15 protein-coding genes are annotated in these 13,623 nt (G+C 71.0%); 10 read left to right on the top strand and 5 right to left on the bottom strand.

What is annotated here, in order from left to right:
* Positions 1–101: 101 nt before the first annotated feature.
* The 3 genes from NP048_RS17210 to NP048_RS17200 form a co-directional block, all read right to left on the bottom strand.
* Positions 102–266, bottom strand: coding sequence for a hypothetical protein (locus NP048_RS17210; RefSeq protein ID WP_227575208.1), 165 nt, complete (start codon positions 264–266; stop codon positions 102–104).
* 382 nt (positions 267–648) lie between these two features.
* Entirely contained in the window at positions 649–1,083 is a 435-nt protein-coding gene (locus NP048_RS17205) for a helix-turn-helix domain-containing protein (RefSeq protein WP_227575209.1), read from the bottom strand.
* A 152-nt stretch (positions 1,084–1,235) separates the two neighbouring features.
* Complete coding sequence (locus tag NP048_RS17200; protein WP_256769341.1) at positions 1,236–2,330, bottom strand: HNH endonuclease; 1,095 nt, start codon at positions 2,328–2,330, stop codon at positions 1,236–1,238.
* A gap of 235 nt (positions 2,331–2,565) precedes the next feature.
* Between NP048_RS17200 and NP048_RS17195 the strand changes: the two genes are divergently transcribed.
* Entirely contained in the window at positions 2,566–3,537 is a 972-nt protein-coding gene (locus NP048_RS17195; protein WP_227575211.1) for an ADP-ribosylglycohydrolase family protein, read from the top strand.
* Positions 3,538–3,604: 67 nt separating this feature from the next.
* Here NP048_RS17195 and NP048_RS17190 read toward each other — a convergent pair whose 3' ends face one another.
* Positions 3,605–4,267, bottom strand: a complete 663-nt coding sequence (locus tag NP048_RS17190; RefSeq protein WP_227575212.1) for a DUF4352 domain-containing protein — start codon at positions 4,265–4,267, stop codon at positions 3,605–3,607.
* 180 nt (positions 4,268–4,447) lie between these two features.
* On the opposite strand from NP048_RS17190, the gene NP048_RS17185 reads away from it, so the two are divergent.
* The 9 genes from NP048_RS17185 (at position 4,448) to NP048_RS17145 (ending at position 12,794) form a co-directional block, all read left to right on the top strand.
* Positions 4,448–5,743, top strand: a complete 1,296-nt coding sequence (locus NP048_RS17185) for a sensor histidine kinase (RefSeq protein ID WP_227575213.1) — start codon at positions 4,448–4,450, stop codon at positions 5,741–5,743.
* Between the two features lie 57 nt (positions 5,744–5,800).
* Positions 5,801–6,457, top strand: coding sequence for a response regulator (locus tag NP048_RS17180; protein ID WP_227575214.1), 657 nt, complete (start codon positions 5,801–5,803; stop codon positions 6,455–6,457).
* A 92-nt stretch (positions 6,458–6,549) separates the two neighbouring features.
* Positions 6,550–6,999: an HD domain-containing protein gene (locus tag NP048_RS17175; protein WP_227575215.1), complete on the top strand. Its 450-nt coding sequence runs from the start codon at positions 6,550–6,552 to the stop codon at positions 6,997–6,999.
* A gap of 156 nt (positions 7,000–7,155) precedes the next feature.
* Positions 7,156–7,767 carry a DUF6318 family protein gene (locus NP048_RS17170; RefSeq protein ID WP_227575216.1) on the top strand — a complete coding sequence of 204 codons (612 nt, stop codon included), beginning with the start codon at positions 7,156–7,158 and terminating at the stop codon, positions 7,765–7,767.
* A gap of 494 nt (positions 7,768–8,261) precedes the next feature.
* Positions 8,262–8,672, top strand: coding sequence for a PKD domain-containing protein (locus tag NP048_RS17165; RefSeq protein ID WP_256769339.1), 411 nt, complete (start codon positions 8,262–8,264; stop codon positions 8,670–8,672).
* 130 nt (positions 8,673–8,802) lie between these two features.
* Positions 8,803–11,088, top strand: a complete 2,286-nt coding sequence (locus tag NP048_RS17160) for a hypothetical protein (protein WP_227575218.1) — start codon at positions 8,803–8,805, stop codon at positions 11,086–11,088.
* Between the two features lie 77 nt (positions 11,089–11,165).
* A complete protein-coding gene (locus NP048_RS17155) occupies positions 11,166–11,801 on the top strand; it encodes a hypothetical protein (RefSeq protein ID WP_256769338.1) in 636 nt (211 codons plus the stop codon).
* 88 nt (positions 11,802–11,889) lie between these two features.
* Complete coding sequence (locus tag NP048_RS17150) at positions 11,890–12,081, top strand: alpha-mannosidase (protein ID WP_227575220.1); 192 nt, start codon at positions 11,890–11,892, stop codon at positions 12,079–12,081.
* 74 nt (positions 12,082–12,155) lie between these two features.
* Entirely contained in the window at positions 12,156–12,794 is a 639-nt protein-coding gene (locus NP048_RS17145) for a hypothetical protein (protein WP_227575221.1), read from the top strand.
* A 204-nt stretch (positions 12,795–12,998) separates the two neighbouring features.
* Here the strand turns inward: NP048_RS17145 and NP048_RS17140 are convergent, their stop codons facing one another.
* Positions 12,999–13,604, bottom strand: a complete 606-nt coding sequence (locus NP048_RS17140) for a DUF6301 family protein (protein ID WP_256769337.1) — start codon at positions 13,602–13,604, stop codon at positions 12,999–13,001.
* Positions 13,605–13,623 lie beyond the last annotated feature (19 nt).

Genomic DNA, 13,623 nt, shown 5'->3' with positions numbered 1-13,623 from the left:
ATCTGCCGATGCAGGTGCGCCAGCACCCGATCGGCGAACTGTGGGCAGCCCGCCCCACGCAGCGAGGCCGTCAGGTCGGCTTCCCCGCGGCGCCTGACCCATTAGGCGCACATCTGGCTGACGACATTGGCGACGAGCTCGGGCGATGAGTCGTCGACGAAGACGAGGAAGTCGTCCGGATGCATGACCTCGTAGCGCGAGGTGTTCTCGTCCCACGTGAACTCAGCGGCGTTACAGGTGATGAGCACGTCCGCGCGGCACGCCATCGCGGCAGCGTGGACGTGTGCGTCGCCGCTGTCGCGCCCGCGGTATGTCGCGTCGACCTCGAACCGCTCGACGCGACCCGCTTCGAACGTGCCCGCGAGCTGGTCGCGGATGCCCGTGATGCGATCACCTGGCCAGCTCGGGTTGCTCTTGCGCAGTGGTAGATCAGCTCCGCCAGGACGTCCTCGGTCCAGTGGACGACGAACGGAGGAGACTCGGGAGCCGTATAGAGCATGCCGAGCCAGTCGCGCAGCGTCCGTGAGAACCACACGTTGGCGTCGACGAAGGCGCTGTACTGTCCGGTCCCCTGCATGCGCGGACACTAGCGATCGATGACCGTGACCCGAGCGAGGCACCGGCGGTGTCGGACGGCACCTCGCACGATCACTCCTCGTCGCCCTCGAGCTCGAGCAGCGCAGCGAATGCGGCGCGCTCACGTTCGCGCCGCGCACGCTTCGCCGCCAGCACGTCCTCCGCCCGCAGGCGGGTGTGGGTCCCGACCTTGTGCGCGGGGATCGTCCCGTCCTTGACCATCTTCATGAGCGTGGGTCGGGAGATCCCGAGCATCGCGGCCGCGGTGGACGTCGTCACTTCCTGCGGTGTGGTCGTCACTGTCACTGTGGAACCGGATGCGACCGCCCGTAGGACCTCCTGGAGGAGGACGCCGATGTCGCGGGGGAGCGGCTCGGCTGCGGCGTCCGTCCGCGCGACCGAGAGGAAGCCCTCCGGGCCTTCGAGGGACTGCAGGACGTTCTCGGCGAGCTTGGAGTCGTGGTCGTCGATGAGCAGGTCTCGTCGTGCGGCAACACGCGTCGCCATGATGTCTCCCTCAGCCATAAGGCTCTGTGGCGCGCTGACTCCGCCAACTTCCCGTCACGTAGTGTGACAGTCGCAACTGTAAGTCGCTTTCACATACAACCGCAACGGCTGATCGTGTGATGGGGATAGCGCCTACGCCGTCGCTGCGCGAGCTATGCCTGGCTCTGGGCCCGATGCCGAAACTTGGAGTACCGCCACGCCATCGCCTCGGCGTGCGGGTACGGCGCTCCGTGACGGAGCCGCAGGGTCGTCAGTCGAAGGTCAGCCGGTTGCACACGAGGGTCGAGCTCGATCGTCCCGCTCGCCGGGTTGAGTGCCCACAGTCCCGCATCGAAGGCGCGGTGCAGGGTCGCGGTCAGGAGGATTCCATTGCGCTCGTCATCCGGGCCGCCCTCGGCGACCGGGATGACGTGGGCTGCGTCGAGCACCTCCTTCACCGGGACTCCACTGATCGCGCAGCGCGCCTCATAACGGTGCAGGACGCGGTAGGTGAAGTGCGCGTCCCGCTCGGCCCGGTTGGTCGTCACCGCTCTGCGGTGCCGCGGTGTGTCGCGCTCGAACGGCCGCTGGGGATCCGGCCCGACGACCAGTGGTGGGGGTGGCTGAGGAGCAAACTCGAACAGGAAGCTCTGTGCGGGGCCTGCGGAAGCGGTCACCCACGCGAGGCGGACTCGTCGAAGCGCCCCGACGTTCTCGATGACGAACAGCGGCATCCGAGCGGCGAGTAGCGCCGTCACTGCGTCGATCTCTGCACGGTCGCGTCCCGCAGGGCGTCGCGTCATCGGGAAGCTGTAGATCATGCGCTCAACGCCGGACTGGTCGGAGTAGTGCCGGCCCGTCGACAAGACGCTGACGGCGAGCCCGGTCGGCGTCAGGACCCGGGTTCGTTGCTTGTCGACGTAGATGCCCTGACCGCCGCCGTACACGCCACGGGCACGCAGCCACTGGGGCGCGACCAGCCCGTCGTGCTGCTGGATCTCGTGCCAGACGCTCATGCGCCACAGCAGCTCGTCGTCTGCCGACCACGCCTGCAGCGAGAGCACGCGGAATCCAGCCGCCTCAAGCAGGGGGAGCCGACTGCTGGGGCGGAGCGGGCGTTCGGAGGCCGATGTTGCGGCCTGCAGAGCGGCTTCGAGCTTGTCGGCGTCGTACCGCCGACCACGAGCGACAACGACGTGGTCGCCGACGATGGGGGTGTTCCTCGCGTCGTACTCGTCGAGGACGTGGTCCAGAAGGCCGGCTAGCACGGGACCGGGCCCTCAAGGCGCGCGCAGTGGGTGCGTGCTGGTCGGCTAACAGCGGGGGCGATCCGTCGCTTCGTCGCAGCACTCACGACGTGGAGCTCACCAGCTTTGTGTTGCACTAGCAATGACTGCCGAGGATCTTCATCCGCCTGCGTCAAGGAACCCGTCGGCTTCTGTCCGACCCGCGCGGTCTGGGAGATCGGCGGCACCTGCGATCCCCTCTCGAGTCCGGAGACCCATGACATCCGCCCACCTCGACCGTGCCATCGGCGCACTCCTCGGCTCCGCGGCAGGTGACGCACTCGGCGCCGGCTACGAGTTCGGCCCGCCGCTGCCCGATGGCCAGCCCGTCCACATGGCCGGCGGCGGCAGCTTCGGCTGGGCGCCGGGGGAGTGGACGGATGACACGTCGATGGCGGTGCCGATCGCCCAGGTGCTGGCGGACGGCGGCTCGCTGGACGACGAGACGTCGCTGGACCGCGTCGTCGCAGCCTGGGTCGGTTGGGCGCGGACCGCGAAGGACGTCGGCGTGCAGACCCGCAACCTGCTCTCTGCGCTGCCGACGCCCACCGCCGCGGCGGCGCGCGAGTCGGCGGCCGCGTACTACGCAGCGAACCCGCGCGGGGCCGGTGGGAACGGCACCCTCATGCGCACCGGGCCCGTCGCGCTCGGCTACCTCGGCGACGGGCAGGAGGAGGCGCTGGCGTCGGCCGCTCGTGCGGTCTCCGACCTCACGCACGCGGACCCGGACGCGGGCGACGCCTGCGTCCTGTGGTCGACGGCCGTCCGGCACGCGGTCCGCGACGGTGTCATGGACCTGGACGCGCAGCTCGTGTGGCTGCCGGCGGAACGCCGTGACCGGTGGGCGGCGCTCATCGCCGAGGCGGAGGCGTCGCAGCCCGCCGACTTCGACAAGAACGGCTGGGTCGTGCAGGCGCTGCAGGGCGCGTGGTCGGCGATCCACCACGGCACCGGGCTCGTCGACGTCCTCGAGCGTGCGGTGCGCGGAGGGCGGGACACCGACACGGTGGCGGCGATTGCGGGTGCGCTCGCGGGTGCGGCGCACGGAGCCGCCGTGGTCCCGGAAGAGTGGCGCGAGAAGCTCCACGGGTGGCCCGGACTCGACGCGGACGGGTTGGCCGACCTGGCGGTACGCGCGCTCGGACGCGGAGCAGCCAACCTCTCCGCTCGTCCCGGCGCTGCGGGCTGACGAGCACGCCGGTTGACGCGCCCCGGGTCCGGTGATCCGGGGCGCGCCATCACCGGCCCGCGTCGACTCAGCCGACGCTGACCGTCACCCCGCCCGAGAACATCGAGTCGTGCAGCTCCAGGCTCGCGGGCGTCGCGTCGGCCGGGATGTCGAAGACCACCGTGCCCTGCACGCTGTTGCCGGGGTTGATCTGGTTGAGGAACGACTCGGCGTCACCGAGGTAGATGGCGGCCGAGCCGTCGGCCGAGTGGGTTCGGCCCTGGGCGTCCACGAGCTTCTGGCTGGAGCCGTCGAAGTACTGGGCCTCGTCGCCGATGTTCGTCACCGTCATGTGGACGAGCGTGAACTGGCCCTGGGCGTCCTTGCCGAACATGTCGTCGCCGACGTGCGCGACGCCTGCCTCGATGGACGTCACCGTGAACTCGAACTTGCCGTCGCGCACGGGGGTGCCGATGCTCGCGGTCTGCGTCGCGGGTTCCTCGGCGGGCTCGGCGGCCGGCTCCTCGGCTGCGGGAGCGGCCGCGGTGTCCGCCTCGACGGTGCCGGCGGGAGCGGGCGCGGCGGTGGGTGTGTCGTCGCCACCGCCGCCCAGGGCGCCGACGACGACCACGAGCGCGACCATCGCGCCGAGGGTCGTCAGGACCTTGTGCCGCGCGAACCAGGAACGTCGGGGTGCGGCGGAGGGCTCGGCGGGGGTGCTGGTCGGGTCGGTGGGGACGGGCTGGCTCATCGGAGCTCCTCGGGTGCTGGTGCGGGTCGGTGCTGGTGTGCCCCGATCCTTCGGCGCAGCGGGTCCGGTCCGGGTCGGCTGATCGGCTCGACCTGGCTGACCGGTCGGACGACGTCCGGCCGGCCGTCGCTGACCGTTCGACGGACGTCCGACGTCGGTGGTCGCACCTACGCTCCTGCCATGTCCACGTCCCCGGCGGCCGCAGCCCCCGACCGCCGCGCCGCGCCCTGGTGGCGCAGGTGGGCCGACACCCCGGGCACCGCCGTGGCGGTGCTGACCGCCGGGTTCCTGGGGATGGCAGAGGTGGCGTTCGGCGTGCCGTCCGGCCCGGACGTCGCGCCGACGTACGCGCTGCTCGGCTTACTGCTGATGCTCGTCGCCGTCGCTGCTGGGGCTGCGCTGATCTGGCGACGCCGGCTCCCGGTCCCGGTGTGCCTCGGCACGGCGGCCGCCGCCGTCCTCCTGCCGGTGGGCGCGCTCGCGCCGCTGATCGCGCTGCCGTGGGTGCTCGCGACGGCCGGCAGGCGCACGGCCGCCTGGTGCACCGCCGCCACCGGCGCGGCGGTCGTCGCGGCGATGGCCAGGGACTGGAGGCGCGAGGGCGACGCCGTGATGTGGGCCGCAGAGAACGCCGGCGGCGAGCGGACGTACCTGACGGGGGCCGGGTACGTCGGCTTCGGCGCCGGCGTGCTCGCCGTGGCCGTCGTCGTCGGGCTCGTCCGGCGCTTCCGTGCGGCCGCGCGCAGCGCCCGCCGTGCGGCGGACGAGAGCGAACGTCAGGCCGCGACGCTGCGCGCGCAGGCCGCGGACCTGCGCACCGAGCTCACGCGCCAGGAGGAGCGCGAGCTGATCGCGCGGGAGATGCACGACACCGTGGCGCACCAGCTCTCGCTCGTGTCGCTGCACGCGGCGGCACTCGAGGTCGCGGCCGACGATCCCGGTACGGACGTCCCCGAGGCGGCGCGCTCCATGCGGTCCTCGGCGCACCGGGCGCTCGACGAGATGCGCACGCTCATCTCCAGCCTGCGCACGGTCGGTGCGGACAGCGCCGAGCGGTACGGCGGCCCGGCGCCGCGCCTCGCCGACCTGGTGACGCTGCTGGACGAGGCGCGCCACGCCGGTGTGGACATCGGCGCCACCGTGTTCGTCGACGGCGGCGACGACGCACCACCGGCCTTGACCAGGGGCGTGTACCGCGTCGTCCAGGAGTCGCTCACCAACGCCATGAAGCACGCCCCGGGGGTGCGCGTCGACGTCGACCTGCGCGCACGGCCCGGCGACGGCGTCGACGTGGTCGTCAGCAACCCGCTGGTCGCCGACGTGTCGGCAACGGCCGGGGGTGCCGGGCTGGTGGGCATGGGGGAGAGGGCCGCGGCGCTCGGTGGTCGGTTCGACGCCGGTCCCGACGACGGGCGCTTCGTGGTGCGTGTCCACCTGCCGTGGCCGGCACCGGTGCCCGCACCCGTATCGCCCTGAGCTCCCGCACGCAGGACGGTGCCCTCGCTGTCGGTGGTGGCCGATAGCGTCTGCGACGTGATCCGCGTACTCGTCGTCGACGACGACCCCATGGTGCGTCGTCTGCTGCGCACCATCCTGCGTCCCGACGACATCGACGTCGTCGCCGAGGCGGGTGACGGTGACGACGCTGTCACGCAGACGCAGGCGCACCACCCGGACGTCGTGCTGATGGACCTGCGCATGCCGCGCGTCGACGGCATCCGTGCCACGACGCTGCTGCGTGCGTTGCCCTCGCCTCCCGGCGTGATCGCGATGACGTCGTTCGACACGGAGTCGGCGATCCTCGACGCCGTGCATGCCGGTGCTGACGGCTTCCTCGCGAAGGACTCGTCGCCCGAGGACATCGTCGCCGCCGTCCGTGCGGTGGCTCTCGGCGACGGCTGGCTCTCCGCCCGCGCCGCCCGCACCGTGATGGCCCAGCTCAACGCCCATCCGGTCGCCGCTGCCAGCCGTGAGGCGCAGCAGCGGCTCGAGCTGCTGACCGATCGGGAGGTCGAGATCGCGCGTGCCGTCACCGAGGGCACCTCGAACGCGGAGATCGCGCGTCAGCTGTTCGTGTCGGAGGCCACCGTCAAGACCCACCTGGCGCGTGCGCTGGACAAGCTCGGCATGACCAGCCGGGTGCAGCTCGCCGTGGTCGTGGCCAAGGCGGGTGTTGAGAGCTCCGTGTGACGACGCCCGGGGCTGTGGACCGACCGCAGACTGCCATGAGGACCGAAGCCGCCTGGCACTGTTGCCCGGATGCATCCCCTTGGGAGGACCTCATGACCGACCTCGTCACCACGGCCCGCCAGCTCGCGACGGACGCCCATCGCGGCCAGGTCGACAAGGCCGGTGCCCCGTACATCGGCCACCCGGCTCGCGTCGCCGGGCACGCGGCCGCCGCCGGCGGTGACGAGCGGGTCGTCGCGGCGGCGTGGCTGCACGACGTCGTCGAGGACACCGACGTCACGCCCGACGACCTGCGCGCGGCGGGTATCCCCGCCGACGTGGTCGCGGCGGTCGTCGCGCTGAGCAAGGTGCCCGGGCAGAGCGTCGAGGACTACTTCGCCGCGGTGAACCGTGACCCGATCGCGGTCGCCGTGAAGTCCGCCGACCTGGCCGACAACACCGACCCGGCGCGCCTGGCGCTGCTCGACGAGGGCACCCGTCAGCGGCTCGTCGCGAAGTACGCCAGAGCCCGCAGCTTGCTCGGGGCGCCGCTCGACCCGTGATCGAGTGCTGACGTCGAGGCTTCCGCGCGCATCTCCCACGGTGCTGTCGACCTGGCCTGTGCAGTGACGGTGGCCCTGAGGCCGAGGACGTGGCGGGTTGTCCACAGGCGGTGAAACCCCGACTCGCTGTGTCCGGTTCGGGCTAGGTTGTCCGCCATGCCGAAGACGGGGTGGGCCTGGCGGCGCGCGGCGACGACATTGGCGTTGACGACGCTGCTGGCCGTGGGCGGGTGCGTCGGCGCCGAACCGGCGGACGTGCCGACGACGCCGACGGCTGAGGAGACGCCTACCCCGACGCCGTCGGCCACTGCGGACCTGACGCAGTTGCCCGAGAAGCCCGCCGCGATGGCGGAGCCCACGACCGACGGTGCGATCGCGGCGGCGACGTACGTGCTCGACCTGTACGGCTATACGTTCGCGACGCGGGACACAGCACCCTGGCGCGCGATGGCGCTGGACACGTGCGGGTTCTGCACCGAGGTGACGACGTCGGTGAACGGGATGGTCGATGCAGGAGAGACCAGCTCAGGCTCGACCTTCACGGTGACATCGTCGAAGTCGGTCGAGATCTCTGAGGACCAGTGGTTCTCCGTCGACCTGACGATCATCCAGAGTCCGTCTCAGCGGTTCGGCGCAAGTGGAGAGCCCGTCGGCAGCGGCACGGGCGGTGAGCATCGAGCAGTGTTCGCGCTCAGCTGGTCAGATGGATGGCGGGTCGACGAGATGGGCGTGCTGCCTCTCGAGGAGAGCTCCGAGGCCGTGGGATGAGGCGACAGTGGAGCACCGTCTTCACTGTCGTCGTCGGGCTCGCGGCGGTTCTCGCTATCGAAGGGCCCGCAGCTGCAGGCGGAAACGCCGATGACATCGACAAGCTCCCCAGCGCCGCGGACATGGGCAACGGCGCCGTCAACCTCTGGAAGGGGTGGGCCGCCTCAACGGCTGGAGCACGACCTCGGTCAGGGAGTCGGCCCGCGGCCGAACCTCAACCCGTCCCCACGTACCAGAATCGCCTCATCTGCTTCGACGGGCAGGGGGGCGAGGTGCCCGCACCAGCGGGTGGGTGGTGCCAGTCGGGCATCCCCACGACGGGCACCTTGGAGTGCGACGAGGTGCCCATCGAGCCCACGTGGCGGCAGCTGACGTATCCCGATGGGCGAGTGGGTCCCTGGGAGCGCCTCGACGAAGGATCGTGTGGCCCCGTTCTCCCCGTCCTCACCGTCGAGGACTTCCGTTCCCTCCCCATCCCCGCGCCGGCGCTCCGGTTGCAGCCGGACCGCGGCTGGGTGCTGGTGAACATCGAGACGATCGTCATGACCGACCCGACGCCGGTCCCGTTGCGCACCACCCTCGGAGGGTTCGGGATCGACGTCGAGGCGATGCCGCGGTTGTTCACGTACGACTTCGGTGACGGGCACCAGCTGGTGACGCGGTCGCCAGGGCACGCACACCCCGGCCACGACACGTTCCACGAGTACGAGGCGCCCGGGACGTACGCGATCACCCTGACCACTGAGTGGGCGGGTCGTTACCGCGTCGACGGTGACCCGACGTGGCGAGAGGTCACCGGGTCCGCGACGACGTCGACGGCATCGGCGCCGTTCACGGCTGAGGAGCGCACGTCGCGGCTCGTTGCCGACCTGTGCACCGACCGGCCCCAGCCACCGGACTGCTGAGTCTCCGCTGGTCGCTCGGGTGCGGCTGCGGAGGGCATGCCGTCTCCAGCGGCTGTGGATGACGCGTTCGCGGGACCGCGCGAGATCGGTACGGTGTGCCCGGTTCGTCCGGTTGTCACAGGGAGTGCGCGTGGATCTCGGGGTGCTGGAGCGCTCGCCGGAGGCCGGTGATGTCGAGGCTGTCGACGGGTTGGTCGCGGGCTACCTCGCGCGTGCGGAGCGGTTCGCGACTCGTGCGGTGAGTGTGCGGGCGGCTGGGGACGGGTTGGTGGGGGCGTCCGTCGGGGAGTGGGCGTCGGCGTTGGGGGAGCGGTCGGTGCGGTTGGCGTCCGGGTGGGACGATGCCGCCGACGGGTGCCGGCAGGTGGCCGAGGTGCTGGCCGGGTACGGCGCGGCGTTGCGGGGGCTGGAGCGTCGGGTGATGGCGGCCCGGGACGAGGTGGAGACGGCGCGGGTGCGCGCGGTGGCCGCGCGGGAGCGGTACGCGGTGGCGGCGTTGGCCGGCGGGGTGGGTGCCGTGCCGTGGTCGTGGACGGATGTGCCGGCGTTCGCGCCGGTGCCGGAAGCGGCGGACGAGCTGCGGGTGTGGCGTGCAGCGGTGGGGGACGCCGCGGCGGGGTTGCGGGCGTTCGTCGCGTGCTGTGACGAGCGGGAGGACCTGGACCGCCAGACCGCGGCGCGGTTGGTCGGGGTCGAGGTCATGGGGGCGTACGCGCCGGGAACCGGGGTCGACGCGGTCGTCGACGTGCCGTTGGTGCAGGCGTTGGCGGCGAGCTCGGCGGGGACGGTGACGGCGGAGCAGCGGGCGTTCCTGGCGCGGTGGTTCGCGGAGACCGTGGATGCGGTGGTGGACGACCCGCAGGACAGTGCCGCGGTGGGCTCGCTCACCGGATTCGTCGAGGCGTGGAGTGGCGATGCGGGGGTGATGTCAGCGGTGTTCCTGGCCCTGGGTGGGGCCCGGACGGTGCGTCTGCTGACGGCCCTCGGGTACTCGCGGGTTCACGAGGCGGACCAGCGCAACGCTGCGGTCGTGGCGTCGGCTGCTGCAATCCGCTCTGGTCTGGCTACCGGATCGTCTGCGTGGACGCCTGCGATGGCGCAGGCGTTCGCTGCGGGCATGGTGAGCCTCGCCACCACGAGCAGCGATGTTCGCAGCGTGATCGGGTACCTGTTCGCCGACTCCTCCGGGGCCCGTATGAGCGAGTCGTTCACGGTGGCGATGGCCGACCAGCTCGATGCCGTGGAACGAGGTCGTGGCGAGGCGTGGCGGGATGGACCGAGCTCCGTCGGTCAGGGTCTGACGGACCCGGGAGCGATCACGTTGGGCCTTGCCGTCCACGACCCGGCGGCGCACGTGCTGGCAACCCTCGGGGCGTATCCGCAGGCCGCCCGCGACTGGTTGACCGGCGGAACCGTCGACTGGTCACTCGATCGGCCCCGATTCGATCGAGACCGTATCGAGTACTGGTTCGGACAGCGGGACTGGTCGACTGTGGCGTCCGACGGATTCGCTGGACTCGGAGCGCTCTGGGCAGGTATCCAGAGTGCGGAGGCGCCGCTGCTAGCGCAGCAGGCAGCGGCCATCAACACCCTGGTCTTCGAGCAGCTTCAGGTGAATGCTGCGCTTCTGCGCACGGAGAACATCAGTGAGGCCGGTTCCCTCCGGCTGGCGCAAGCCATCGAGGCGCAGCTTCCCGGCCTCATCGAGGTCGGGGTCATCCGTGGGCCGGAGTCACCGGCGGTGGCATGGGAACGGGTGGCGACTCCGTTCGCGGCGGGAGGTGTCGTGACAGCCACCGTCACCCGTCACGAGTTGGTTCGGGTTCTCGCGGCCGCCACCAGCCAGACTGCGGGCTACGCCCACACTCGTGATGCTCTCCTCGCGTATGAAGCGGCAGCGCTCAACGCTGCGACCGAGGGCACGGCTTCGCCAAGCCTCGTGATGAAGCGTCTCGCGGCTGTGTGGGGAGTCGCGGATGGTGCTATCAACGGAGCGATGCAAGCCGAGCACCAACGAGCTTCGGACCAGGTGCGCAGCGCTGTCGGTCTCGCGGGTGTCCCAGTCGACGCGGCGCTTGCTCTGGTCCCGCACCCGATCGTCGCTCTCGGGCTCGACGCCGCGGTCGGCCACATCGAAGAGACGGCAATCAAGCTCTTGACCCCCGATGAACTCCCCCCGGTGTTTGTCCGCATGCCTGACGCAGAGCCGATCCAGCAGTACTTCGCCAGGGCCTCCCACACCTTTCGGAGCGCTGACCTGTGGGATGGGCCCGCACTGCGTGAGGACTCCGCTGTCCAGTCGACGTCGCTGACGGACGGCGCAGTCTTCAAGCAGACCTATGACGACGTGTCCGGTGCCATGCGCCTGGCCATCACCGAAAGCGCGGCCAACGACGCGAAGGAGGTCGGTGCATGACGAAGAAAGGGAACCCTGAGAGCGCCCCGGGTGGCCGACGGCGGCGAAGGTGCTGTGCTGCAGCTGCCGGCGCACTGGTGCTCGGTGGTCTGAGCGCCTGCGGCCCGGCCGAAGAGGTACCGCCGGCGAAGCCGGAACTCGTCTGGATCGGCGGGCCGCCAGACGGCCCCCTCGAGTCCAACGAGTGGGTCCGCGTCGTACGAGAGGCCGAGTTCGCATACGCATGGGCGTCCAATGCAGCTGACTTCTCGCTCCCGGCGCTGACCTCCACATGGGACGACTTCGCGGTGCGCAGTCTGGAGGCGGCCGTCCGGGGCGACCTCCTGCATGAGACACCCCACGTCTACCTCGGCCCCCGCCCTGTCGCACCGGTGGCAGTGCAGGTCGATGAGGACCATGGAGGGGCGGTCGTGGCAGCATGCGTGGGCGCCCCTCAGGCGCACCCGCCGCGCGATGACGGCAACCGGTGGCCCGACGTCGAGTTCTACCTGCTGGAGCTCGCCGACGATGGTGGTCGCTTCGTCACCGGCGGGCATACGCCCACCCTGCCCTTCGTCCTCCCTAACGGTGCAGAGCTCACGCCCGAGTACTGCGACGGCGTGCCGATCCCGCGAGCGACCTTCGATCCGCCGCCGGATCTCGACGCGTTGTCGGCCAAGGGGCCGGACGGCGTCGTGCCGCCGGCCTCGAGCGACCCTTCGGCGGCGTCGTGAAACCGGCGGGGATCGCCGCCCGAGTGAGACGTTCAGCAGTCGAGAGGTGCCCGCGTGATCGATCCGCCTTACGCAGAAGGGCGAGGGCATGGCTGATCTGAGGGTCGATGCCGCCGCTGTCGCGTGGTTCGCCAGCGCCGTTCAGGCTCATGCCGGCTTCGTGGGTGCGGAGCGCGCCGCCACCCGTCAGGCGCTCGGGTCGGGCATCGTCCAGGACGCGCTGCGGAACACCTCTCTGGTGCCGACCGGGCTCGATCTGACCCTGGCTGAGGGGGCGTGATGGCACGTAACGCAAGTTCGCTGGCGACGTCCACCGTATGGGGTTCGCCGTCCCGACTCGGTCTAGTCGTCGTCGTGTCGCTCACAGCCGTGATGGTGGCGGCGTGTGCTGACCCCGAGCCTGCGGCCGACCCGGTCCTGGTGTGGGTGGACGGGGAGCCGACAGGGCCTCTCGAGTCGGACCCTTGGGTCCGAGCGGTGCGGGCCGCCGAGCTGGCGTTCGCTCGAGCGTCGAACGTCGCGGACTTCTCGCGCCCGGATCTCGTCGACTCCTGGACGTACTTCCGTATCGGCGGGTTCGTCAACAGGGTGGAGGGGGACCTTCTGTACGGGACGCCCAAGGTGTACCCAGGGCCCCGTCCTCTCGCACCGGTCGCAGTGCGTGTAGCCGACGACGGGAAGAGCGCCGAGGTGGCCGCATGTGTCAGCCAACGGGAGACCTTGCCGCCCGAGAACGACGGCAACCGATGGCCGAACGACGCGATCTACATGGTCGAGCTGATGGAGGACGGTCACCGCCGAGTGCGGGGCGCCGGCCCGCCTCTCGAGCCCTTCCTGCTCGCCGATGGCACCGAGCTGACGGCGGAGTACTGCGACACCGTCCCCATTCCTCGGGCTGTGTTCGACCCTGCCCCGGACCTAGCGGCACTGGCCGAGAAGGACCGGGACGATGTCGTCCCGCCGCCGTCCCCCAGTCCGTCGGCCACGTCGTAAAGCAGGCCGGATGAGTCATCGGGTCTCATCCGGGTCGAAGTGCCCGGTTGGATGCTCACGTCATGGCGAGGGGTGCGCTTGCGGGCGATCGAGAGGTCGAAGTGGTTGGCGTAGCTCGACCCCTCGGCGCGAGCCAGATCGCGCACCAGGTCGGTCTGATCCAGCGTCCACTTCTGCCGGGGCGGTCTGACGGCGGACACACCGTCAGAGTCCTTCGTGCCCCGTCCCAGGGACACGGTTCGGGTCGATCCCGAGCCGGTCTTCCTCGCGCTCGAGGTCCGCGCCCCGCTGCGAGAGAAGGACGAGCGACACGCCGGCGTTGAGGCGCTGCACGGCGATCCGCCCACCTGTCGCGAGGTCCCACACGGTGCGCGGATTGGTCCAGCTGTCGGCGCGGACCGGCGTGCCGAGCCTGTCCTCGACCGTCGCGACGACGGACCGGTACGCCTGATCGAGGTCGGCGGGTGCGTCGGCGACGCGGTCGGACACCTGGACGGTCAGGGCGACGATCGTCCCGCCGCCTGCGCCGTCCGGTTCGATGAGGACGTCGGCCCGCCTGTCGTTCGTCTCCAGGGCGGTCACGTAGTGCACGCCGTTCGGCAGGTCGGCTCTCACCGTCCAGCCGAGCGCGTCCGCCAGGGCGCCGGCGACGTCCTTTCCCGCGGGCCACGGCACTGTCTCGAAGACGACGAGCATCGCGGTGATCTGCTCGGGTGCTGCTGTTCGCATGGAAGGCGCTCCAATGTCGCTCACGGGTTGCCGGTCGTGCCGAGCAAAGCCGGAGGTGCGCGGTTCGACCGCGTGGCGCATGCCCGCTGACCGCGCGGCG

Origin of the sequence: Cellulomonas xiejunii, from assembly GCF_024508315.1 — a bacterium.
In the GTDB taxonomy this organism is placed as follows: Bacteria; Actinomycetota; Actinomycetes; order Actinomycetales; family Cellulomonadaceae; genus Cellulomonas; species Cellulomonas xiejunii.
This window is presented reverse-complemented; position numbering and strand designations above follow the sequence as displayed.